General features: G+C 69.9%; 18 protein-coding genes and 3 pseudogenes. 12 read left to right on the plus strand and 9 right to left on the minus strand.

All coding sequences use genetic code 11. From position 1 onward, the window contains the following. Positions 1-19: 19 nt before the first annotated feature. The 3 genes from ACFVWW_RS21375 to hmgA form a co-directional block, all read right to left on the minus strand. Positions 20-1,243: a type ISP restriction/modification enzyme gene (locus ACFVWW_RS21375; RefSeq protein WP_386879081.1), complete on the minus strand. Its 1,224-nt coding sequence runs from the start codon at positions 1,241-1,243 to the stop codon at positions 20-22. A 76-nt stretch (positions 1,244-1,319) separates the two neighbouring features. Continuing rightward, positions 1,320-2,093, minus strand: coding sequence for a GntR family transcriptional regulator (locus ACFVWW_RS21380; RefSeq protein WP_384182861.1), 774 nt, complete (start codon positions 2,091-2,093; stop codon positions 1,320-1,322). A 12-nt stretch (positions 2,094-2,105) separates the two neighbouring features. Then, entirely contained in the window at positions 2,106-3,425 is a 1,320-nt protein-coding gene (gene hmgA / locus ACFVWW_RS21385; protein ID WP_386879080.1) for a homogentisate 1,2-dioxygenase, read from the minus strand. 214 nt (positions 3,426-3,639) lie between these two features. On the opposite strand from hmgA, the gene ACFVWW_RS21390 reads away from it, so the two are divergent. The 4 genes from ACFVWW_RS21390 to ACFVWW_RS21405 all read left to right on the plus strand — a co-directional run bounded on the left by ACFVWW_RS21390 (position 3,640) and on the right by ACFVWW_RS21405 (position 9,663). Next, on the plus strand, positions 3,640-4,263 hold the full coding sequence (locus tag ACFVWW_RS21390; protein WP_384183058.1) for a TetR family transcriptional regulator: 624 nt from the start codon (positions 3,640-3,642) through the stop codon (positions 4,261-4,263). A 231-nt stretch (positions 4,264-4,494) separates the two neighbouring features. Beyond that, on the plus strand, positions 4,495-6,786 hold the full coding sequence (locus ACFVWW_RS21395; protein ID WP_386879079.1) for a molybdopterin oxidoreductase family protein: 2,292 nt from the start codon (positions 4,495-4,497) through the stop codon (positions 6,784-6,786). 121 nt (positions 6,787-6,907) lie between these two features. Continuing rightward, entirely contained in the window at positions 6,908-8,413 is a 1,506-nt protein-coding gene (locus tag ACFVWW_RS21400) for a CitMHS family transporter (RefSeq protein WP_386879078.1), read from the plus strand. Further along, a complete protein-coding gene (locus ACFVWW_RS21405) occupies positions 8,413-9,663 on the plus strand; it encodes an MFS transporter (RefSeq protein ID WP_386879077.1) in 1,251 nt (416 codons plus the stop codon). The genes ACFVWW_RS21400 and ACFVWW_RS21405 overlap by 1 nt, the downstream gene beginning before the upstream one ends. A gap of 29 nt (positions 9,664-9,692) precedes the next feature. On the opposite strand, the gene ACFVWW_RS21410 is transcribed toward ACFVWW_RS21405, so the two are convergent. The 4 genes and pseudogenes from ACFVWW_RS21410 to ACFVWW_RS21425 all read right to left on the minus strand — a co-directional run bounded on the left by ACFVWW_RS21410 (position 9,693) and on the right by ACFVWW_RS21425 (position 12,788). Beyond that, positions 9,693-10,205 (minus strand): hypothetical protein, encoded by a 513-nt coding sequence (locus ACFVWW_RS21410; RefSeq protein WP_386879076.1) that lies wholly within the window; start codon positions 10,203-10,205, stop codon positions 9,693-9,695. A 107-nt stretch (positions 10,206-10,312) separates the two neighbouring features. Continuing rightward, positions 10,313-10,918: an NUDIX hydrolase gene (locus ACFVWW_RS21415; RefSeq protein ID WP_386879075.1), complete on the minus strand. Its 606-nt coding sequence runs from the start codon at positions 10,916-10,918 to the stop codon at positions 10,313-10,315. Between the two features lie 356 nt (positions 10,919-11,274). After that, positions 11,275-12,024, minus strand: a pseudogene (locus ACFVWW_RS21420) (GNAT family N-acetyltransferase); the annotation flags it as partial. Positions 12,025-12,383: 359 nt separating this feature from the next. Continuing rightward, the gene (locus ACFVWW_RS21425; RefSeq protein WP_386879074.1) at positions 12,384-12,788 is read right to left on the minus strand and encodes a nuclear transport factor 2 family protein; all 405 of its coding nucleotides are present in this window, start codon (positions 12,786-12,788) and stop codon (positions 12,384-12,386) included. Between the two features lie 375 nt (positions 12,789-13,163). Here ACFVWW_RS21425 and ACFVWW_RS21430 point away from each other — a divergent pair, with 375 nt between their 5' ends. Further along, positions 13,164-13,520, plus strand: a complete 357-nt coding sequence (locus tag ACFVWW_RS21430) for a DoxX family protein (protein WP_386879073.1) — start codon at positions 13,164-13,166, stop codon at positions 13,518-13,520. Between the two features lie 133 nt (positions 13,521-13,653). On the opposite strand, the gene ACFVWW_RS21435 is transcribed toward ACFVWW_RS21430, so the two are convergent. Next, the gene (locus tag ACFVWW_RS21435) at positions 13,654-14,121 is read right to left on the minus strand and encodes a GNAT family N-acetyltransferase (RefSeq protein ID WP_386879072.1); all 468 of its coding nucleotides are present in this window, start codon (positions 14,119-14,121) and stop codon (positions 13,654-13,656) included. A gap of 723 nt (positions 14,122-14,844) precedes the next feature. Here ACFVWW_RS21435 and ACFVWW_RS21440 point away from each other — a divergent pair. From ACFVWW_RS21440 to ACFVWW_RS21455, 4 genes and pseudogenes are all read left to right on the plus strand, one after another. Further along, positions 14,845-15,099, plus strand: a complete 255-nt coding sequence (locus tag ACFVWW_RS21440) for a DUF6332 family protein (RefSeq protein WP_384333961.1) — start codon at positions 14,845-14,847, stop codon at positions 15,097-15,099. 36 nt (positions 15,100-15,135) lie between these two features. Next, a pseudogene (locus ACFVWW_RS21445) lies at positions 15,136-15,935 on the plus strand (IS5 family transposase). Positions 15,936-16,047: 112 nt separating this feature from the next. Then, on the plus strand, positions 16,048-16,542 hold the full coding sequence (locus tag ACFVWW_RS21450) for a GNAT family N-acetyltransferase (RefSeq protein ID WP_384182891.1): 495 nt from the start codon (positions 16,048-16,050) through the stop codon (positions 16,540-16,542). A gap of 140 nt (positions 16,543-16,682) precedes the next feature. Further along, a pseudogene (locus ACFVWW_RS21455) lies at positions 16,683-17,896 on the plus strand (IS701 family transposase). A gap of 348 nt (positions 17,897-18,244) precedes the next feature. Here ACFVWW_RS21455 and ACFVWW_RS21460 read toward each other — a convergent pair. Further along, a complete protein-coding gene (locus ACFVWW_RS21460; protein WP_386879071.1) occupies positions 18,245-19,027 on the minus strand; it encodes a DUF3644 domain-containing protein in 783 nt (260 codons plus the stop codon). Between the two features lie 368 nt (positions 19,028-19,395). Between ACFVWW_RS21460 and ACFVWW_RS21465 the strand changes: the two genes are divergently transcribed. The 3 genes from ACFVWW_RS21465 to ACFVWW_RS21475 all read left to right on the plus strand — a co-directional run bounded on the left by ACFVWW_RS21465 (position 19,396) and on the right by ACFVWW_RS21475 (position 23,402). After that, the gene (locus tag ACFVWW_RS21465; protein ID WP_384182899.1) at positions 19,396-20,730 is read left to right on the plus strand and encodes an ABC transporter ATP-binding protein; all 1,335 of its coding nucleotides are present in this window, start codon (positions 19,396-19,398) and stop codon (positions 20,728-20,730) included. Between the two features lie 162 nt (positions 20,731-20,892). Next, positions 20,893-22,305, plus strand: a complete 1,413-nt coding sequence (locus ACFVWW_RS21470) for an aldehyde dehydrogenase family protein (RefSeq protein ID WP_386879070.1) — start codon at positions 20,893-20,895, stop codon at positions 22,303-22,305. 17 nt (positions 22,306-22,322) lie between these two features. Next, positions 22,323-23,402, plus strand: coding sequence for a Zn-dependent alcohol dehydrogenase (locus ACFVWW_RS21475; protein ID WP_384333970.1), 1,080 nt, complete (start codon positions 22,323-22,325; stop codon positions 23,400-23,402). The last annotated feature ends 18 nt before the right edge of the window (positions 23,403-23,420 follow it).

Here is a 23,420-nt window from a genome sequence, read left to right on the forward strand (position 1 = left end):
GACAGCCTTCTGCGTGGCCCTAGATCAGCGCGAACTGTCCTTCGGGGCCCTCCTCGTGGTGGTCCAGGACGGAGGCCGGCCTGCGGGCCGCCGCCGGGACCGGGAGAACGCCCGCGGCGCGCAGTTCGGCGCGGCTGATCCACGGGCCCTCGCGCAATTCTCGCTGCCGTGGGCGGAGTTCCGCGAGGAGCGCCAGGACCGTGATCAGCTCCAGCAGCTCCGAGGTCCACTCCCGTGGCCAGGCCGCGGGCCCGATCGCCGCCAGCGTGCCCGGTTCCGGGCGGGCGGTGCGGCGCTCGAACCAGAGCTCCAGCATCCGTACGCCGCCGACCAGGAAGTCCCATGCCCCCGCCGGTACGGGCGAGATGCGGCCCGTACCGAGAAGGAGGGCCTCCTCCCCGGCGTCGTACGCGATCGTCTCCGGCCGGGCCGGGACGGCGGCGCGCACATAGGGGCGGCGGCCGCCCGGCAGCCGGGGCCGTTCACCGCCCCGCGCTCCGCGCAGCTGGACCTCGATCATCCGCTGCCCCAGCTCCACGCCGGAGGCCCAGACGCCGGGATCGGCGGTCAGGGGTATCGCGCAGCCCTCGGGGGAGGGCGTGGCGGCGGCCACGGCCCAGGCGAGCACCTGGCCGGCGGTGATCTCGTGCCCGTAGCGCGCCGTCAGCAGGGCCGTCAGCCCCGGGGCGAGATTGGGTTCCGCGCCGCCCGGGCGGCGGTAGAGCGGGCGGATCCGGCCGGGACGGCCCGCCGGCGAACGGCCGTCCGGGAGCAGACCGCTCACCAGCAGTGCGGGGCCGTCGGCCTGTGGCACGTATCCCTGTTCGACGGCGAAGAGCTGATGGTCGTCGGCGACCCGCCACAGTTCGGGGCGGGCTGCGTCGATCAGCCGGTGGTCGGGGATCAGCCACTGCTCGTCGAACGGGCCGTGGAGCACCCGCAGCGGCCGGGGACAGCGGCCCGACTCCCGGGCGAACCTGCCGGTGCCCGTGGCCTGCCCGGGCAGCGCGGTGACCGCGCTGTGCGGCGTACGGGCCCGGGTCGGCCCGAACAGCGCCTCGCGCTCGGCGCCGCCGGCCCGTACGAGCCGGTCCCAGCGGGCCGTGAGGGACGGCGGGTCCGGGGCCAGGATCCAGGCCCTGCCGAACCGCAGCGGGGCCGTCGACCACGGCATGAGATCACCCAGCAGCGGGGCCTCGGAGAGCCGAGCGTCACCGGCCGCGCCGGACCGCGTCGCCGTCATGGGGGCATCCTCCCGTCGCCCTTTATGTCCCTACGGGCCGTCGGCGGCATCGTAACCGGCGCTCCCGGCCCCGGGGTCAGGGCGCCGGAGCTTCACCCGTGAGGTCCGCCTCGACCGTGACCGAGAAGGAGAAACGGTCCCCCCGGTAGCGGATCCTGGCCACGTCCACGACCCGGCCGGCCTCGTCGTAGGTCACCCCCGTGTAGTGCAGGATCGGGCTGAGCAGCGGCACCCGCAGCAGCTCCGCCGTGGCCGGGTCGGCGAGCCGCGCCTCGACGGTGTCGGTGATACGGCTGATCCGTACCCCCACCGAGTCGCGCAGTACCTTCGTCATCGGCCAGCGCTCCAGATCGGTGACCTCGATACCCGCCGCCACGTCGGGGCGGACCGCGTTCTCCGCCCAGTTGACCGGCTCACCGCTCTCGCCGTCGCAGCGCAGCCGCCGGTACGAGACCACCTCGTCCAGACCGGGGAAGTACTCGGCGAGTTCGCCGGGGACCGGGGCCGGACCATGGCTGAGGACCGTCGTCAGCTCGCCGGACTGCTGGGCCACGATCGCGTCGATCGAACCGAGCAGCCTGCGCGGGGCGCCGCGCCGCGCGCCCGGCTCGATGAAGGTGCCGCGCCGCCGGTGCCGGCTGATCAGGCCCTCCTCCTCCAGCTCCTTGAGTGCCTGACGCATCGTCAGCACGCTGACGCCGTAGTGCGCGGCGAGCCGTTCCTCGGTGGGCAGCCGCAGCGGATCGTGCGGCCGGCGGCCCAGTATCGAGGCGCGCAGCGACTGCGAGACCTGATACCAGAGCGGCAGTTTGCGGTTCAGGACCAGCGAGTCGGGGGCGAAGGCGGTCACGGCAGCTCCGTATCAGGGCCTGAAGTGGCGCTCAAGACCCTGCCACACGTTGTCGTACCCCTGCTGCAGGTGGGTGGCTCCGGCCGCCTGCCCGGTGGCCGTGACCGGCCAGCGGGTCTCGAACATGAAGGCCAGCCCGTCGTCGATCTTCTGCGGCTTCAGCTCGGCGGCGCTCGCCCGGTCGAAGGTCTCCCGGTCGGGGCCGTGCGCCGACATCATGTTGTGCAGCGAGCCGCCGCCGGGGACGAACCCCTCCGCCTTGGCGTCGTACGCACCCTCGATCAAACCCATGTACTCGCTCATCACGTTCCGGTGGAAGTACGGCGGCCGGAACGTGTCCTCGCCGACCAGCCAGCGCGGTGCGAAGACGACGAAGTCGACCCCGGCCAGGCCCGGGGTGTCGGAGGGCGAGGTCAGCACCGTGAAGATCGACGGGTCGGGGTGGTCGTAGCTGATGGACCCGATGACATTGAAGCGGCGCAGGTCGTAGACATACGGCACATGATTGCCGTGCCAGGCGACGACATCGAGCGGGGAGTGGTCGTAGGTGGCGGCCCAGAGATTTCCGCAGAACTTGTTGACGACCTGCGTCGGCTGCTCGATGTCCTCGTACGCGGCGACCGGCGCGAGGAAGTCGCGGGCGTTGGCGAGGCCGTTGGCGCCGATCGGGCCGAGGTCGGGGAGGACGAACGGCCGGCCGTAGTTCTCGCAGACATAGCCGCGGGCGGTCTCGTCCAGCAGCTCGACCCGGAAGCGCACACCGCGCGGGATCAGCGCCACCTGGCCGGGCCGGGCAGCGAGCAGGCCGAGTTCGGTACGGATCAGCAGGCCGCCGCGCTCGGGAACGATCAGCAGCTCGCCGTCGGCGTCGCTGAACACCCGGTCGGTCATGGGGGCGTTGGCGTGGTAGAGGTGCACCGCCATGCCCGTGCGCTGCGCCGCGTCCCCGTTGCCGCCCAGCGTCCAGAGGCCGGCCAGGAAGTCGGTGCCGGGGGCGGGCTCCGGCAGGGGGTTCCAGCGCAGCCGGTTGGGGTCGGGAACGGACTCGGTGAACGGGGCGGACCGGAGCGTGCCGTTGTCGATCCGGCTGAACGGCGGATGCGCGGCCGACGGGCGGACGCGGTACAGCCAGGACCGCCGGTTGTGGGCGCGGGGCTCGGTGAAGGCGCTGCCGCTCAGCTGTTCCGCGTAGAGACCGAGCGGCGCGCGCTGCGGCGCGTTACGGCCATGGGGCAGCGCGCCGGGAACGGCCTCCGAACTGTGTTCGTTGCCGAAGCCGGGGGAATGGACCAGATCCTCGGCCGTCTTCCGCGCCTGCTCGATGCCGCTCATCATCCGCTCCCCTGTCCAAGGAATCCTCGAATCCTATGGTCAACCGTAGGATTGCTGGCGCGGCACGTCAACGGCGCCGCGCGGCATCATGGAGCCCGTGCCACACGACCGTACGAACGCGAAGCCCGATGCCGGCGCCGACGCAGGCCCCGGCGCCGACCCCGGGACGGCCGCCGGCGCCGATCCCGGGACGGCCTCAGGCGGCGGCAGCGGACTGCGCAGAGCCCCGGTGCAGCAGCGCAGCACGGAGCGGCTCGCCCGGATTCTCGACGCCTGCGGCGAACTCCTCGACGAGACGGGCTACGAGCAGCTGTCGACCCGCGCCGTCGCCGCCCGCGCCGGCGTCCCCATCGGTTCCGTCTACCGCTTCTTCGGCAACAAACGCGCCATGGCGGACGCCCTCGCCCGGCGCAATCTGGACAGCTTCGTCGAGCGGGTCACCCACCGGCTCGCGGCACTGGACGCGAGCGACTGGCGGGGCGTCATCGACGCGGTGCTGGACGAATACCTCGCCATGAAGCGCAGCGTGCCCGGCTTCGCCCTGGTCGACTTCGGCGCGCAGATCCCGCTGGGCAAGCGGCCCTTGCCCGGCGACCCGGCCCCGGCCGACCCGGCATCGGACCCCAACCACCGGATCGCCGGCCGCCTCACCGCTCTGCTCGCGGCCCATCTCGGCCGGACCCCGGACGCCTCCCTGCACCGCACGGTGCTGGTCGCCGTCGAAGCCACCGACGCGCTGCTCCAGCTCGCGTTCCGTACGCACGCGTCCGGTGATCCCGGGATCGTCGCCGAGACCCGGGAACTGCTCCGCGCCTATCTCGCCAGGACGCTCGACTGAGACCGGCCCGCGGTGTTTCGACTGAGACCGGCCCGCGGTGTCTCGACCGAGACCGGCCCGCGGTGTCTGGACTGAGACCGGCCCGCGGTGTCCTGAGGCGTCGCGGCCGAGTGTCCTGAGGTGTCGCGGCCGAATTCTTCACCCGGCGGGCGGTGGGCCCTTCCGTTGTCCGTACCGGTCGGTATGCTCGCCTTGCTCGCGCGCCACCGCTGCCGCCGCCCCGGAGGACCCATGCTTCCCGAAGACGCAGCCCGCCCCGCCCCCGCCCCCGTTACCCGTACCGCGCCGCGTATCTGTCCCCTCTGCGAGGCCACCTGCGGGCTGACCCTCACCATCGAGGGGACCAGGGTCACCGGCGCCAGGGGAGACCGTGACGATGTCTTCAGCCGGGGTTTCATCTGCCCCAAGGGAGCGGCCTTCGGCGAGCTGGACGCCGACCCCGACCGGCTGCGCGCCCCGCTCGTCCGCCGGGACGGAGAGCTGAGGGAGGCGAGCTGGGAAGAGGCGTTCGACCTGATCGCCGCCCGGCTGCGCCGCCTGATCCAGGAGCACGGACCGCACGCCACCGGTGTCGTCCTCGGCAACCCCAATGTCCACACCATGGCCGGGGCCCTCTATCCGCCGGTGCTGCTGGGCGCGCTCGGCACCCGCAATCTCTTCACGGCCAGCACGCTCGACCAGATGCCCAAGCATGTCTCCAGCGGACTGCTCTTCGGCGACCCGCTCGCCATCCCCGTACCTGACCTGGACCGTACGGACCATCTGCTGCTCCTGGGCGCCAACCCGCTGGACTCCAACGGCAGTCTCTGCACCGCACCCGACTTCCCCGGCAAGCTCAAGGCGCTGCGCCGGCGCGGTGGCACGCTCACCGTCGTCGACCCCCGCAGGACCCGCACGGCGCGCCTCGCCGACCGGCACATCGCCATCCGGCCCGGTACGGACGCCCTGCTGCTCGCCGCCCTCGCCCAGGTCCTCTTCGAGGAGAAGCTCACCCGCCTCGGGCCGCTCGCCGACCATGTCGAAGGCGTCGATCAAGTCCAGGACGCGGTACGGGACTTCACCCCCGAAGCCGTCGCCAGGGCCTGCGACATGGACGCCGGGGAGATCCGTACGATCGCCCGCGAGCTCGCCGCCGCCCCCACCGCCGCCGTCTACGGGCGGGTCGGCAGCTGCACCGTCGAGTACGGCACGCTCGCCAGCTGGCTCGTCGACATCCTGAACATCCTCACCGGCAATCTCGACCGGCCGGGCGGCGCGCTCTTCCCGCTCTCCGCCACCGACCGCGCGCCCCGGACCCCCGCCCCGGGCAAGGGCTTTGTGCTCGGCCGCTGGGCCAGCAGGGTCGGCGGGCATCCGGAGGCGAAGGGCGAGCTGCCCCTCGCGGCCCTCGCCGAGGAGATCGAGACCCCGGGGGAGGGGCGGATCCGCGCCGTGATCGCCCTCGCCGCCAATCCCGTGCTGTCCGCGCCCGACGGCGACCGCCTCGACCGGGCCCTGGCCGGCCTGGACTTCATGGTCAGCGTCGATCCGTATCTCAACGAGACCTCACGCCACGCGGACGTCGTACTGCCTCCGCCGCCGCCCGCGCAGAGCGCGCACTTCGACTTCGCGTTCAACGCCCTCGCCGTACGGAACCAGGCACGCCACACCCCGGCCGCCGTCCCGCTGGAGGAGGGCAGGCTCGACGAGAGCGAGATCCTGGCCCGGCTGATCCTCGCGGTGAGCGGGATGCACGGCGCGGCCCCCTCCGCCGTGGACGACGGGGTGATCGGCCGTACGCTCGCCAAGGCCGTCGCCGACCCGCACTCACCCGTGCACGGACGCGACCCGCAGGAGCTGTCCGCCCTGCTCACCGGCCGGACCGGACCCGAGCGGAGGCTCGATCTGAAGCTGCGTCTGGGCCCGTACGGCGACGGCTTCGGCCCATACGGTGCAGACGGAGCAGGTGGCGCGGACGGGGCGGGCCTCAGCCTCCGGCGGCTGCTGGACCACCCGCACGGCGTCGACCTCGGACCGCTGCGCCCCCGCGTCCCCGAGGTCCTGAAAACCCGCAGCGGACGGATCGAGCTGCTGCCCGCGCCCATCGCCGCCGATCTGCCCAGGCTGCGCGGCGCCCTCGACGAGCGGCCCGCCTCGCTCGTCCTGGTCGGCCGCCGTCATCTGCGCTCCAACAACAGCTGGATGCACAACGTCCCCGCGCTGGGCGGTGGCTCCAACCGCTGCACCCTCCAGGTCCACCCGGACGACGCGGCCCGGCTCGGTCTCGAGGACGGCCGCCCGGCCAGGATCACCGCCGACGGGGGAGCACTCGAGGCGCCGGTGGAGATCACCGACACCGTGCGGACCGGGGTGGTGAGCCTGCCGCACGGCTGGGGACACGACCGTCCAGGCACCCGGACGTCGGTGGCGAGCGCCCGCCCCGGAGTCAATGTCAACCAGCTGCTGGACGGCTCCCGGCTCGACCCGCTCTCCGGCACCGCCGTGCTCAACGGCTTCCCCGTCGAGCTGGCGCCACTGCCGTGACCTGGTGTTTTGCTCGTATTGCTCGCTTGTCAACATCTTGTTAACGCGAGGAAACGGGCCCTAACGTCATCCGGACCGCCGCCCCCGGCGGGAGTTCAAGGGTGAACGTGAGAGGCCTTCTATGCTGACCATCCTCGGCTTCGTCATGATCGCCACCTTCCTGGTGCTGATCATGATGAAGAAGATGTCGCCGATCGCGGCGCTGGTGCTCATCCCCGCACTCTTCTGTGTGTTTGTCGGGCAGGGCGGGCAGCTGGGTGAGTACGTCCTCAAGGGCGTCGGCGATCTCGCGCCCACCGCGGCGATGCTGATGTTCGCCATCGTCTACTTCGGGGTGATGATCGACGTCGGTCTCTTCGACCCGATCGTCCGGGGCATCCTGCGCTTCTGCAAGGCCGACCCGTTGCGGATCGTGGTCGGTACGGCGCTGCTCGCCGCGATCGTCTCGCTGGACGGCGACGGCTCCACCACGTTCATGATCACCGTGTCCGCGATGTACCCGCTCTACAAGCGGCTCGGGATGAGCCTGGTCGTGATGACCGGGGTCGCGGCCACCGCGAACGGTGTGATGAACACCCTGCCCTGGGGCGGCCCGACGGCCCGCGCGGCCACCGCGCTCAAGGTGGACGCGGGCGATGTGTTCGTCCCGATGATCCCCGCGCTCGCCGTCGGCATGGCCGCCGTGCTCGTCCTCGCCTATGTGCTGGGGCGCCGGGAGCGCAAGCGTCTCGGCATGCTCACCCTCGACGAGGCGCTGGAGACAGGGACCGGGTCCGGGACCGAGCAGGTCCTGGTGAAGGCGGGCGCCGGCAGCTCAACGGCGGTCGGCGGCTCCACGGCCGTCGGCGGCCCGGGCGCGGGAAGCGGCAAGGGTACGGGCTCCGGCACCGGCGCGGGCGTTGGCGGCGGTACCGGTACGGCCCCCGGGGACGAGTCCGGAGCGAAGTTCGGAGAGAAGTCCGGAGAGGAGTCCGACGACGAGGGCTTCCAGGGCCTCGACCCCAACCGCCCCACCCTGCGCCCCCGCCTCTACTGGTTCAACGCCGGGCTCACCGTCGCCCTGCTCACCTCGATGATCCTCGAACTGCTGCCGATCCCCGTCCTCTTCCTCATCGGCGCGGCCCTCGCCCTCACCGTCAACTACCCGAACATGGCCGAGCAGAAGGCCCGTATCGCGGCCCACGCCGACAACGTCCTCAACGTCTCCGGGATGGTCTTCGCCGCCGCCGTCTTCACCGGCGTCCTCACCGGTACCGGTATGGTCGAGCACATGGCCGACTGGCTCGTCGGCGCCATTCCCGAGGGGATGGGCCCGCACATGAGCATCGTCACCGGTGTGCTGAGCCTGCCGCTCACGTACTTCATGTCCAACGACGGTTTCTACTTCGGAGTTCTGCCCGTGCTCGCCGAGGCCGGCGCCGCGCACGGCGTCTCCCCGCTGGAGATCGCCCGCGCCTCGCTGGTCGGTCAGCCGCTGCACATGTCGAGCCCGCTCGTGCCCGCCGTCTACGTCCTCGTCGGCATGGCCAAGGTCGAGTTCGGCGACCACACCAAGTTCACCGTCAAGTGGGCCGCGCTCACCTCGCTGGTGGTACTCGCCGCCGGAATCCTCTTCGGCATCATCTGATGGTCCCCGAGCGGGCGCCCGGCGGGAGAAGCTGGCTTCTGCGCCTCGTCATCGCCTTCTGCTTCGCGCAGGGCGCGGTGTCGATGGCGCGGCCCGCCGTCTCCTACCGGGCGCTCGCTGTCGGCGCGGACGAACGCGCGATCGGTGTGATCACCGCGGCGTACGCGCTGCTGCCGCTCTTCGCCGCCGTACCGCTGGGCCGCAGGACCGACCACGGACGCTGCGTCCCGCTGCTGGTGGCCGGTGTCGTCCTCATCTCCGGCGGGTGCGCCCTCAGCGGCACGGCGGGCTCGCTGGCGGCCCTGGCCGCCTGGAGCGGCGTGATGGGCCTCGGCCATCTCTGCTTCGTCATCGGCGCCCAGTCGATCGTCGCCCGCCGCAGCGCCCCGGCCGAACAGGACCGCAACTTCGGCCACTTCACCATCGGCGCCTCCCTCGGCCAGCTCGCGGGACCGGTCGCGGCCGGCCTGCTGGTCTCCGGGCAGAACGGCGAGATGGCCCGTACGAGCGCCCTCGCCCTGCTCGTCTCGGCGGCCGCCGCCGCGGTCTCTTTCACCTCGCTCTGGCGCATCGAGCAGCGGACGGTACGCGCCCCGGCGGCCACCCGGTCCGCCAAGGTCCCCGTCCACCGCATCCTGCGCACGCGCGGGGTGCCCGCCGGCATCTTCATCAGCCTGTCCGTGCTCTCCGCGACCGACATCCTGACGGCCTATTTGCCGGTGCTCGGCGAACAGCGGGGGATCGCGCCCGCCACGATCGGCCTGCTGCTGAGCCTGCGCGCGGCCGCCACCATCGCCTGCCGGCTGGTGATGACCCCGATGATCCGCCGGCTCGGTCGTTCGGTCCTGCTCACGGTCACCTGTCTGCTCGGCGGACTCCTGTGCGCGGGCATCGCGTTGCCCGTACCGGTGTGGGCGCTCGCCGTGATGCTGGCCGCGCTCGGGTTCTGTCTGGGCGTCGGCCAGCCGCTGTCGATGACGACCGTCGTACGGGCCGCTCCCGACGAGGCGCGCTCCACCGCCCTCGCGCTGCGGCTCACCGGCAACCGCCTCGGCCAGGTCGCCGCCCCGGCCTCCGCCGGTCTGGTCGCGGGAGTGGCCGGCACGGCCGCGCCGTTCGTGATGCTCGGCGCCCTGCTGGTGGCGGCGGCCGGCCTCGGCCTGCGGACGTCCACCGACACCCCGCCGCCGAAGGCCCCCGGTACGGTCCCGCAACCGCGCGGAACCGCCCCGGCCCACGACCGCCCCTGACCTCCGTTCCGCCCAGATTGATCACGCGCTCATTGGTAGTCGTCGGGGTGGTCCTGCATCCAGACGTTGATCCGGTCGCGCACGCCGATCAGCTCGGTGCGGTGGGTCTCCAGGTTCTCCGTGGAGGTGTCGCCGTCGAGCGTCGTACGGAGGCCGGCGATCCACGCGACGGGCTCAGGGAAGTGGCCCGGGCCCTTCGGGTCCGCCTTCATCGCCGCATCGAGACCCATCACTTCTTCGTGGACCCTGCCCAGGAAGTACGCGCACTCTCCCGAGCCTGGTGTACAGGTGTCGTTGAGCGTGGCCTGAAGCCCGGCGAAGGCGTCGCGGACCAGTTCCGGCCCCGGAGACCCCGCGGGCTTGGGGTCGGCGGCGGCAGTCTCCCGCACCGCGGCGTCCGCCGGCGCCGGGACGGAGGAACGGGAGCTGTCCCGCGCCGCAGCGCCCCCGGAGCTGTCGTCCGCGCCCCCGGAACAGGACAGCAGACAGGCCGCGAGCACCGCGGTGATGATCGCCATACCCTGGACACGCCGAATCTGCATGAGCCCCCCATTTGTAGTGATCACGGCAACCCTACTGTGGGCGACGGCGTGACGGGGTGCTGGCCCGTCGCGGGCCCTGAGGTCTTCGGCAAGCGTTTCAGTGTGTCTCATGAGGAGGCGCAGGCAGCCATGAGCTTGTGGGTGAACCGGTGCATGTGGGGATCGAGAGTGTCCCCGGGTTCGGCGAGGACCTCCTGCAGCGACAGCCACTTGATCGCTTCGAATTCATCCTCATCGAAGGTTGTGACGCTGCCGACGTCCGACTTCAGGACGAACCACAGCGACACGTCAGTGTGCTGGCCCTGCCCACGTGTTCGCGTGACGGTCAGGAAGAACGGCCCCCTGCCGGAGACCGCCGACGGGACGGCCTCGGTGCGCAATTCCTCGCGGCACTCACGCAGGACCGTGTCCCACGGGTCCTCCATCGGCTCGACATGACCGCCGCTGGGAAGCCACAGGCCGGCCTTCCGGTGGGCGACCAGCAGAAGCTCCCCGCGGGCCTCATCGAGGACCACGAAGTAACAGACCAGGTGGACCGCCGGGACGTCGGGTTTCTGCATCCGATACAGCGGAGCTCCGCCGGCGATCCACTCCGCTGCCGCGGCGAGATGTGTGCGCTCCTGCTCGTCCCAGGGACGGATGCCCTCCAGCAAGTTCGCCAGCCGGCTACGAAGAAGCTGGTCAGATACGTCTGAAGCATCAGTGGCATTCACGGCACTCATGATGCCAAGGAGCTATGACATCCCCACTGCTTCATGTTGATGCACCCTCCGCACAAGAGGGCGTGCCACTCGAGGCGAAGGACGGAAGCAGCACCCCGGAAAGGGACACGCAGGGTCAGCCGAGCGCGCTTGGGCTGTAGGGATCAAGCGGCAGAAATCTCGCGACTGGCGCTCGCGGTGGCGCCCGGCGGCGACTGCCTCGCCGACCTCGCCATGCTGCGGGCCGAGCCCGGAGTGTTCGGGCCAGTAGCCTCCGACCCCACCGTCTCCCGGCTCATCGACACCCTTGCCGAGGGCCGCTGCTCCGGGGGTAGCGAGAGATAGAGGCGGGTGCCTTGCGGCTGGTAGCCCACGCGCTCATAGACGCGTCGGGATCCCGCTCCGGAGTACTCCAGCCAGACCGATCCGGCCCCCTGAGTGAACATCGCTCCGGTCAGCGCGGCGGTCACTGCGGCGGCGATGCCACGGCTGCGGAAGGCGGGGCGAGTGCCGACGCCGGACAGCTCGGCGGTGTCCTCGGCCGGCGGCGAGCAGGAGGCCCCGCCGGCACAGTCGCCCTGCGGGGTACGGACGAACCGCACCGCTCCGCCGCGTTGCTGGGTTCGGCGCAGCCGGGCTGCCCCCTGCGCAGAGGGAGGGAAGACGCCACCGAATGCCTCGGCGAGGGCGGCGTCGACGGCGGCGTACTCCACGTCGGTGGTCGGGGTTTCCACGCGCGGGGAGTCGGCGGACTGAGGCGTCGTCAGTGTGTGGGGGGTGCAGACGAGGTATTCGTGTACGGCCTCGGTGCCGAAGCCCGCGACTCTCAGAGCTGGTGCCACACCGGGCGCGGCCTCTGGTGCGAATTCCAGCCGTGGCAGCAGGCCGCGCTCTCGGAAGACACCGATCAACGCGGCGACGTCCCGTTCGGTCGGCTCGGCGCTGGGCAGCGGGGTCGCGTAGTTGAGATAGGGACTGTCGTCGTCGGGAGTGAACCCTGCGACGAAGCCGCTGGTCTCGACGACGACGGGGCGGCGGCGGAGGTTGGCAACGGCGAAACTCTGGACCTGGATGTCCATGGTGGGTGTTGACCTCACGAAGTCTCTGGGTGAGCCCATGGCGAACTGGTGTGCGCTCAGGCAAGGGAGAGTGACGATGCGTCAGGCATCGCGTCGTGGGGCCGCCGCAGGAGACGGACGTGGCAGGCTGCGGCCGCTGCAGGGCGGGCGCTCAGTGCCGACGGCGGCCGCTGGGGACGCCGGTACCAATGGCTGTCGTTCCTTACCGTGGGTGTGTCTGCCAGGTCGCAGAGCGCGGCCCACTGTTCCACGACCGGCTGGGGTGATCAAGCGGCTTTGAAGGGCCAGCCGGGCCCCGTCCGTTCCACGGTCCAACAGTGGCGTCCCAGGCGTTGGGAGGACCCGATGCATAGTCAGCTTAGTGATCGAGCCAATTGAGATGATCTCTTAGCCCTGGGTCAGGCCCTGGCGATATTCCTGCCCGGCATCGGCTCCGCGAGTGCTGTCCGCCATTCAGGTGCGCCGAAGGCGTCCGCGAAGTACTGCGTCTCGTGCGCCACATGCCCGTCGGCGAATTCCATCATGCTCACTGAGTAGGTGGGCACCCCGTCGTACGTGATGACACACTCGCTCACCCACAGATCCCCGCTGCCAACGATCCGGTGGACGGTGAAGTGCCGACTGGCAGGGTGCCCGCCACGTTGCGCCGAAATCGTCTCGCGGCCACGGAAGCGTTCACCTGACTGGGGGTAGTCGAGGATCGCGTCCGCAGCGTAGATGGCGTGCTCGGCTTCGGTATCCCCACGTTCCGATGCCTGCCAGTGTTCCTCGAGTGCGGCCCTGGTCCGGATATCAGGATCCATCGCATGGTCCCTTCTGCAGGCGGCCGGAGCGATCCGGGACCTGCGAACGCTTCGAGGCTTACTCCCAGGACGCTGGGCCGTTGAACGTCATGGGCAACGCTGACAGCGTAGAACGGAAATGCTTGGCGCCCAGTCCCGCGACACGTGCAGGTGAGGACGCTTCCGCGGTATGGGGCCGAGCGGTACCTTCCGCGCTGCTCAGCCTTCCGGTGGGTGAACGGCCAGTTGCTCAAGGATTAGCAGGCGTTCGAGACCACTGGCACGCCCGGCTGCCAAGCGATGTCACAAATCGAGTCGCCGACTCGTCATTCAGGCGAACGGCATCCCACGACGGAGTGCCCAGCAACGCTACTGCCCCACAGAGACGGAGAAATCGTGTTCGCCGCCTATGTCACGGTCACCATCCTCGGCGCGGTCTTCAACGGTGCCGCCGCCGTCACCTACCTGATCGGCCACGAATACCCCAAGACCCAGGCGGACATGAAGGGCGTGCCCCGGAAGTGGGTACCGGTACTGGGAATGCTGCTGGCGGCGGGCACCGTGGGGCTGCTGGCCGGGCTCGCCGTGCCGTTCCTGGGAACCCTCGCCGCCGCCGGCCTCGTGCTGTACTTCATCGGCGCAATCATTGCCCACCTGCGGGTGGGCTCCCGCAACATCGTAGGCGGGATCGTGTTCCTCTCCACCGCGGCGGCCGCCCTGGCACTGGGCCTGGCCTACCACGGCCCCTGGTAACCCGCGAGGCCCAGAAGTTCCGCGCCCGTCACCACGGCGGCCGTCGCCGTCCTCTCTGCCCCGTCGCGACGGGCAAACCCGAACCGACCCAGGGCCGCGCCAGGTGAAGAGCCCGGGGTATCCGATCCGGGATTCAGCTCAGGGTGAGGAGTACTTCGTCGATCTCGCCGTCGCGGGCTTGAGCGAAGCCCCTGTCGTGCCCGGTCATGACGAAGCCGCACTTTTCCAGTACACGGATCGAGCCCGCGTTGTCGGCTGCCGCGTGGGCGTGCAACGGCCGGGTGCTGACGAGTTCGACCAGCGCCGCAAGCGCTGCCGTGGCGATTCCGCGGCCCCAGTGTGCTCGGCCGATCCAGTACGTGACCTCGCGCTCATCCGGCGGTCCGTACACAGCGGCGTGGCCCACCACCTCGTCGTCGGCCAGCACGGTGCGCACCAGGACGGCTGGGTTGGCACGCATCCTCGCCCAGTGGTCGTCGAAGTGCCCCCGGTCGTAGTGGTACTTCCGGGTGACGGCGGCCACGTGCTGCGCCGCAGGGTCGGAAAGGTGTTCCCAGAAGGCGGAGAGGTCGCTGTCGCGCACTTCACGAAGGGAGATCATCTAGGCGGTGGCTCCTGTGGTCGGTGGTGAACCTCGCGCCACGCCAAGCGGCGCTCTCCGGGTGGAGAAGGGTATCGGTTCCTGCCCGCGCTCCGGACGGTGCGGGCAGAAGTGTGCCAGTGGGTCCGGGAGCCGGCCGGGGAGCAGTCCGGCCGCCGACGGCAGCGTCATCGTGGACATCGACGGCGTGCTGGTCTTGGCGCGCTCCGAGAAACAGATCGCCACCGCGACCGACCGCCGCACGCATCGTGCACACCGGCCGCCGCCGTGTCGAACCCGGACCGACCAGCTGCATCAACCGTCCGCCCAACCCGTGCGACCCACCCCGGCACAGCGGAACTCGGCGCACACCCCGACGCGACAATCGAGCCGCTAACCTTGCCCGAGCACCCCGAATCCCCGCCGCCCGAACCGCGAAGGGTTTGTCAGCAAGCTGATGAACCCTCATGAACGATCGAGGCTAAGGGCTGTCCCGTAATCCGTGGTGGATCAGCGCACGGCGTCAGCTGCGGTGCATCGCAAGGCGGAGGGACGTCCGCCTGCCGGATGTATTCGGGGCGTTCCGACAACGCAGCGAGGTGCCGTAGCTGTCGTCGTGTGCCCGCCACGGCTTACGGGACAGCCCTAGAAGCCATCTCAATTGGCAGGGGCGCCTCGGCTGGTGGGAGCCAAGCGCTGTTCGACTCGGGCGCCAGGGCTTGACCGTGATGCGAGACTTCCGGCATGGATATGGGGCGTGAGTCGCGGTGGGAAAAGGATGCAATGACGGTAGAGATCGTCTTTGCCCTGGTGACTGCTGTCGCCCTTGCCGCGGCGGTCTTTGCCGTCGCTCTGGCCTTCACTCTCGTCTTTGACCTCGCTGGTTCAGCGTCCAAAGGTGTACTGATGGGGGGAGCCCTGGTTGGAGCGGCGGTCGGAATGTGGCGTCTGGTACGGGTGCTGTATCGCTTCGACACGGAGCGCCGTAAAGGCCACTGACGGCAAGGGCGCAATCGGTAGTCTGACGACGTGGGAATCGTTCAGCGGCTGGTGCCGGAAGAGTTGTGGGAGCTGTTTCAGCGGGTGGTGCCGGAGGCGCCGTCTCGTCCCCAGGGTGGCGGTCGGCGTCGTCACGGTGACCGGGAGGTCCTGGCCGCGATCGTGTTCGTGGCGACCTCGGGTTGCACGTGGCAGCAGTTGCCGACAGCGTCGTTCGGCCCGTCCGGCGCGACGGCGCATCGCAGGTTTGCCGAGTGGACCAAGGCCCGGGTCTAAGCCAAGCTCCACCGCCTGATCCTTGACGAACTCGGCTCGCGCGGGGAACTGGACTGGTCCCGCTGCGCGATCGACTCGGTGAACATGCGGGCCCTGAAAAGGGGGACCTGACAGGTCCGAATCCTGTCGACCGAGGCAAGTACGGGGCGAAGATCCACCTGATCACCGAACGAACCGGTCTGCCCATATCCGTCGCAATCTCCGGTGCCAACGTCCACGACAGCCAGGCCCTGATCCCGCTCGTGAAGGGCGTACCCCCGATCCGGTCCCGCCGAGGCCCCCGCCGGCGCAGGCCCGACAAGCTTCACGCCGACAAGGGCTACGACTACCGTCACCTGCGGCAATGGCTGGCCCGACGCGGAATCAGGCACCGCATCGCCCGCAAGGGCATCGAGACCTCCCAGCGGCTCGGACGATACCGATGGACCATCGAACGCACCATGGCCTGGCTCGCCGGCTGCCGACGACTCCACCGCCGCTACGAACGCAAGGCCGACCACTTCCTCGCCTTCACCAGCATCGCCTGCACCCTCATCTGCTACCGCAGATTCGCCAAATGAGATGACTTCTTAGTACTACAGCCGTAGATCGTTATGTGCCCTGGTCTTGGGGCTGTCTGCCACTGGCGGAAACTCAGGAGGCCTCAGCGCGCGATCTGGGTAGAGTCGGGCAATGCCCGAGCTGAAGCGGCTGCATGCCGGCCACGCCCCGGCGGTCCTGGCCTTTGAGCTGGCGAACCGCACCTACTTCGCTGCCTCGATCTCCGACCGCGGCGACGACTTCTTCGACCAGTTCACCGACCGGTGCAACGCCTCGCTGGCCGAGCAGGAGGCCGGCATCTGCGCCTTCTACGTGCTCGTCGCCGAGGACGGCTCGGTACTCGGCAGGTTCAACCTGTACGACTTGGAGGACGGCACTGCCAGACTCGGCTACCGGGTCGCGGAGCGGGTCGCCGGCCGCGGCGTGGCGACCGCGACCGTCCGGGAGCTGTGCCGGATGGCGACAGCGATGCACGGCCTGCTCACACTGCGGGCGGCCACCTCCCACGACAACGCCGCGTCCCAGAAAGTCTTGGCCAAGGCCGGGTTCGTCCCGGTTGGCCCTGCCACCCCGGCCGATCTCGGCGGCAAGTCAGGCACTTGGTACCAGCGCGACCTCCAGCCATAGACCTTGATCTTGCTCGTGGGTCGGCTGCGGGAAGGATGCGGCCGCCGCTGATCATCGGTGCGTGAAGACTAACGATCTTGCGATGGCCCGCAGGTCACAGCGCGGACCCTGCTCGCTGGCAGGAAGCGTTCGAGGGCCTGATGAGCCGGATAGCCGGCCGGTTCGCCCGGGTTGAACCCCGGCGTCGGGTACGGGATCTGGCGCTGGGGCTGCTGTCGGACCTGCCACGCAAAAACTGCTGGAGCATCGCCGAGTGGGCCGGAGAGGCCACCCCGGACGGCATGCAGCACCTGCTCGGCCGGGCCCGATGGGATGCCGACGCCGTGCGCGATGACGTGCGCGAGTACGTCTTGGAGCATCTGCGCGACGAGGGCGCAGTGCTGGTGGTCGACGAGACCGGGGACGTGAAGAAGGGCACGCACACCGTCGGTGTCCAGCGCCAGCACACCGGCACCGCCGGGAGGATCGAAAACGCGCAAGTCGCTGTCTACTCGTCTACGCGGGACTGCGCGGGCACGCGGCGGTGGACCGGGAGCTGTACATCCCTCGCTCCTGGACGCGCGACCCAGATCGCTGCCGAGCCGCGGGCCTGGACGAGGACACCGTCTTCGCGACCAAGCCGGAGCTGGCCGCCCGCATGATCGGCCGATTTCTCGATGCCGGGCACCGCGCCGGCTGGGTCGCGGCAGACGAGGTCTACGGCGGCAACCCAAAGCTGTGCTCCGCGCTGGAAGAGCGCCAGGTCGGCTACGTGCTCGCCGTCGCCTGCTCACATGAAGCCACCACCGGCGCGGGGAAGTTCCGCGCGGATGCCCTGGCCGCGAAGGTGCCCAAGAGGGCCTGGCAGAAGCTGTCGGCCGGGGCCGGTGCCAAGGGGCACCGCTTCTACGACTGGGCGGTCATCGATCTGGCCGAACCCCGTTCCGGCAGCCGCCAGCTGCTGATCCGCCGCAGCCGCACCACCGGTGAACTCGCCTACTACCGCTGCTTCTCACCCGACCCGGCGCCCCTGACCGCCCTGGTCCGCGTCGCTGGATCAAGGTGGCGGGTGGAGGAGACCTTCCAGCCCGGAAAGGGCCTGGCCGGACTCGACGAGCACCAAGTCCGCCGCTACACCTCCTGGTCCCGCTGGGTCACCCTGGCCATGCTCGCTCACGCCTTCCTCGCCGTTGTCCGCGCCGACGAACCCGCCCGGCGCCCCGCACCTGACGGACTTATCCCGCTCACCTGCAACGAGATCCAGCGACTGTTCATCACCTTGGTCGTCCGGCCCCTGCGCGAGGTAGCCCACCGGCTCGCCGGGTCCGCCTGGCGACGCCGCCACCAGGCCCGGGCCCAAGCCAGCCATTACTGACGACAAGCCGCGAATCAGACATGAAGATCACGATCTACGGCTGGAGTATTAGGCACTCATGCTCTGAGGAGGGTTCCCGGGCATACGGCTTCCTGACGCGGGGAGTTGTGTCACCTTCTTCATGCGCGGGTCCTTACCGAAGAACGCTCGGTACTTATCGACTGTGCCGATCTCCCTGACGATCTTCTTCACCCAGGACGACGTGTAGAGGTACGAGTTGAACGCTTCGCTAAAGACGCAGTACCGGGAGTCCGTTGCATACGGGTCGGCGGCGCCCGGTGCGGGACGGATACCAATTCGACGCCACATCTCAGTGTGGTCACCGTGGACAGTGAACTCGAAGGGCACCTACTCTGTGACAAGGGCGGCTACCTGCGTGGCGCGGAGGTTCTTGTCCGCCACCTCAACGTGCTTGATCTTGGTGATGACCGTGCCGGTGCGGCCCGCCTCGTTCATGACGATGCGCTCATCCTCGGTCAGGTCGTCAAGTTTGACGAAGTTGAGCGAGAGATCCGCATCCGTCTTTGATCCCACGATCGGCACGAGCCGGACCCGGTAGTCGTACCGCAGATCCTCCTTCACTGCCGGATCGAGGCCCGCCTCAAACTTCGCCACCAGGTCGCGCGTCTTCTTCGGGAGTTTGGCTGCCGCTTCCTTCTGCTGTGCGAACCCTTCCGCCGTCAGAGACTGAAGAGTGATCGGGAAGCGGAGCTGGTCAGCGAGGCTGTACGACGGACCGAAGTACGCCACCGTCTGCTGCTCATAGTTCATAACGAGCGCGTGGGCCTTCCCGCCCGTCACGATCTTCAGGCTGTGCTCATACCGGTGCTCCACCTTGTTGCGCAGTGCCACGAAGAGTTCAACGTTTACCCGCACGGGATCCGCACTGTTGGCGAAGCGCTGCTTCAAACACCACTCCAGGTCCCACGCCTTCGGCTCGCCGTCGATCATCTTGTACTGACCGGTCTGCGCGTCCTTGTAGTGGTAGTCGATCCCGTCCTTCCGGAATGCTGCATGCAGCAAGTAGTGCCAGGCCTTATGCATGTGCGTGAGGAAATCACCGAAGTTACCGGACGAGCAATTCCACTCATCTACGGCCTTGAGGGCGTGCCGCTGTGACTCAATGAGCATGTGGCGCCAACGAGCGTATGCCATGGTATGTGCCCTTCGTTCGAAGGAAGGATCACACTGAGGCCCTCGCGGCGGCAAGCATAATTCCACGACTCGTCAGGTGAGAAGAACTGTCCAAGCGCCGCAAGATCGTTTGTTGAGTCAACCGACCTACTGGCTCGTGGATGGAAGTGTCTTCCGTCGACCGTCCGCGCCGTGTCGCGGCGACAGCCCGCGGCGCCCGTTACCCCCGGTCGGAGGCGACGGTACCGCCGGAACCGGTGGCGTCGTGCGGCGCAACCTTCGCGCGAGTCATTCCCTGACCGCGACTAGTCGGCTAGCTTCAGGCGTCGCAGTCGCTCCACCTCTCCTTCCCGGGCGGAACCAACATGACTCGCGCCATATCTCTGAACAGCGTCAGCAAGGTGTACGGACGGGCCACCCGCGCCGTCGACAGATTCTCGCTCGACATAGCGCCGGGCGAGTTCGTGGTGCTGCTCGGCCCCTCGGGCTGCGGCAAGTCGACGGTGCTCAGAATGATCGCCGGTCTTGAGGACATCACCGACGGCGAACTGCTCCTCGACGGTGAGTACTCCAACCTCATGCCACCGCGAGAACGCGGCATGGCCATGGTGTTCCAGAACTTCGCGCTCTATCCGAGCATGACCAACCGCGACAACATCGGGTTTCCGCTCCGGCTGGAGAACCCGCGCGAGGACAACACGGAGCGCGTCGAGGCCACCGCCAGAATGCTCGGCATCGAGAGCGTGCTCGACCGCTACCCGAGCCAGCTCTCCGGGGGCGAGCGCCAGCGGGTCGCGATGGGGCGGGCCATCTCCCGGCGGCCCTCGGTCTTCCTGATGGACGAGCCGCTGTCCAATCTGGACGCGAAGCTGCGCAACCATCTGCGCGCCGAGATCGCCCAGCTCACCCAGGAAATGGGCGTCACCACCGTCTATGTGACGCATGATCAGGCCGAGGCGATGTCGCTCGGCGACCGGGTCGCCGTGATGCGCGGGGGAGTGCTCCAGCAGGTCAGCGCGCCGCGCGAGGTGTACGCCCTGCCGGAGAACGTGTTCGTCGCCGCGTTCATCGGCACGCCGCGTATCAATCTGCTCCAGGCCGTGGTGTACGCGCCGCTGGAGGGACGGATGTCGATCGACCTCGGCAGGCAGCGGCTTCCGCTGCCGGAACCCCTCAGCTCCGACCACCAGTTGCTCCGTATCCAGCAGGGCCGGCAGGTCATCGTCGGTCTGCGGTCCGAGGCGGCCCGTATCGCGCCGCCGAGCCAGGCCCGGCCCGGTGAGGTGGCGCTGAGCGGCATCGTCGAGCACGTGGAGTACCAGGGTCATGAGGCGTTGGTGCATCTCAACACCGGATCCCGGCCCGCGGTGGTGACCGATCTCGAATCCCCCCGGCCCAAGCCCGCTCCGCGCCGCCGCAGAAGCGGACCCAGCGTGCTGGAACGGCTCAGGGAGCGCGCGGGCGGGCATGTCAGCGGACCGGTCGTGGTGCTCGACGAGCCGGAGAGGCCGGCCACCCACAGCCCCGACCGGCCCGCCATCGCGGCGAGCGATCTGGTCGTCCGCACCGGCCCCGACATGCGGCTGCGGACGGGCGCCCAGGTGCCGCTGCTGGTCGATCTCGCGCATCTGTACGTCTTCGACCACTACGGCCGCCGGATCTGCCCCGCCCCCAGAGACCTGCCGGGCTTCGACAGCTGAGCCGCGTATGCCGTCAGCTGAGCCGCGTACGCCGTGAGCCGGGCCGCGTACGCCGTGAGCCGGGCCGCTCTGGCGCCGAAAAACTAACACCGCTAGTTTGGGTGCGACGGCAGTGTGGACGCGTACCGCGACGGCGGCTCGGCAGGCCCGGGAGGAATGGCGATGAAGGCATACGACGGGATGTACATCGGCGGACAGTGGCGGCCCGCGGCGGGGACGGACACGATCGATGTCGTGAACCCGGCGGACGAGCGGGTCATCGCCACCGTCCCGGCCGGTACGGCGGAGGACATCGACGCCGCCGTACGGGCGGCCAGGGCGGCCTTCCCCGGCTGGGCCGCCACCCCGCCGACCGAGCGCGGGGCGTACATCGCCGCCCTGCGCGACGCCATGGTGGCCCGCGCGGACGAGATCGCCGAGACCGTCACGGCCGAGCTCGGCTCGCCCATCGGCCTGTCCAGGAAGGTGCACGCGGGCGCGCCGATCGCGGTCGCGGGTTCCTACGCGGAGCTGGCCGCCACGTACCCCTTCGAGGAGAAGGTCGGCAACTCCACCGTGCTGCTGGAGCCGGTGGGGGTCGTCGGCGCGATCACGCCGTGGAACTACCCGCTGCACCAGATCGTGGCGAAGGTCGGCCCCGCCCTCGCGGCGGGCTGCACGGTCGTCGTCAAACCCGCCGAGGACACCCCGCTGGTCGCGCGGCTCTTCGCCGAGCTGGTCCATGAAGCCGGCCTGCCCGCCGGTGTCTTCAATCTCGTCACCGGCCTCGGCCCGGTCGCCGGGCAGGCCCTCGCCGAGCACGAGGGCGTCGACCTGGTCTCCTTCACCGGCTCCACCGCGGTCGGCAAGCGGATCGGCGCCACCGCGGGCGCCGCCGTCAAGCGGGTCGCCCTGGAGCTGGGCGGCAAGTCCGCCAATGTGATCCTGCCGAGCGCCGATCTCGCCAAGGCCGTCAAGATCGGCGTCGCCAATGTGATGTCCAACTCGGGCCAGACATGCAGCGCCTGGACCCGGATGCTGGTCCACACCGACCAGTACGACGAGGCCGTGGAGCTGGCGAGGACCGCGGCCGGCGGCTACCTCGTGGGCGACCCGCACGACACCGCGAACCGCCTCGGCCCGGTCGTCAACGCGAAACAGCGGGCACGGGTACGCGGTTACATAGAAAAGGGCATCAAGGAAGGCGCCACGCTCGTGACCGGCGGCCCCGAGGCCCCGCACGCGACCGGCTACTACATCGCGCCGACCGTCTTCGCCGAGGTCACGCCCGAGATGACCATCGCCCAGGAGGAGATCTTCGGCCCCGTCCTCTCCCTCCTGCGGTACGAGGACGAGGAGGACGCGCTCCGTATCGCCAACGGCACCGTCTACGGCCTCGCGGGCGCGGTCTGGGCCGGGGACGAGAGCGAGGCCGTGGCCTTCGCCCGCCGGATGGACACCGGACAGGTCGACATCAACGGCGGCCGCTTCAACCCGCTCGCGCCCTTCGGCGGCTACAAACAGTCGGGCGTCGGCCGCGAACTGGGCGCGCACGGGCTCGCCGAGTACCTCCAGACCAAGTCCCTCCAGTTCTGAGCCGGGAAGAGAAACCCATGGTCCGCGCCGCCATCCTGCCCGCCGTCGGAGCCCCGCTGGAGATCACCGGGATCGAGCTTCCCGAGCCCGGTCCCGGCCGGGTACGGGTACGCCTCGCCGCCGCCGGTGTCTGTCACTCCGATCTGTCCCTGTCCAACGGCACGATGCGGGTGCCGGTACCCGCCGTCCTCGGCCACGAGGGCGCCGGCACGGTCGTCTCCGTGGGCGAGGGCGTCACCCATGTGGCGCCCGGCGACGGCGTCGTCCTCAACTGGGCTCCGTCCTGCGGGATCTGCCACCCGTGCTCGATCGGTGAGGTCTGGCTCTGCGCCGACGCGCTCGTGGGCGCGGCGGGCATCCATGCCCGTACGGCCGACGGCACGGAACTCCACCCCGGCCTGAACGTCGGGGCGTTCGCCGAGGAGACCGTCGTCGCCGCGAACTGCGTCCTGCCGCTGCCGGACGGCATTCCGCTGACCGACGCCGCCCTCCTCGGCTGCGCGGTCCTCACCGGCTACGGCGCCGTCCACCACTCCGCACGGGTCCGCGCGGGCGAGTCCGTGGTGGTCCTCGGCGTCGGCGGGGTCGGCCTGGCCGTCCTCCAGTCCGCCAGGATCGCCGGGGCCTCGACCGTCATCGCCGTCGATGTCTCCCCAGAGAAGGAAGCCCTGGCGCGGGCGGCGGGGGCCACCGAGTACCTGGTCGCCTCCGGCACCACCGCCAAGGAGGTCCGCGGGCTGACCGGTGGCCGGGGCGCCGATGTGGCCGTCGAGTGCGTCGGCCGCGCCGCCACCATCCGTACCGCCTGGGACGCGACCCGGCGCGGCGGCCGTACGACGGTCGTCGGCATCGGCGGCAAGGACCAGCAGGTCACCTTCAACGCCCTGGAGCTGTTCCACTGGGGCCGTACGCTCTCCGGCTGCGTCTACGGCAACAGCGACCCCGCCAAGGACCTGCCGGTGCTCGCGGAACACATCAGGGCCGGACGGTTCGACCTGGGCGCCATGGTCACCGAACGGATCGGTCTCGACGGCATCCCCGCCGCCTTCGAGAACATGCTGGCCGGCCGGGGAGGCCGCGCCCTGGTCGTGTTCTAGCGCCTCTAGGGTCCTGAG

Source organism: Streptomyces sp. NPDC058198 (genome assembly GCF_042882605.1).
Lineage (GTDB): Bacteria > Actinomycetota > Actinomycetes > Streptomycetales > Streptomycetaceae > Streptomyces.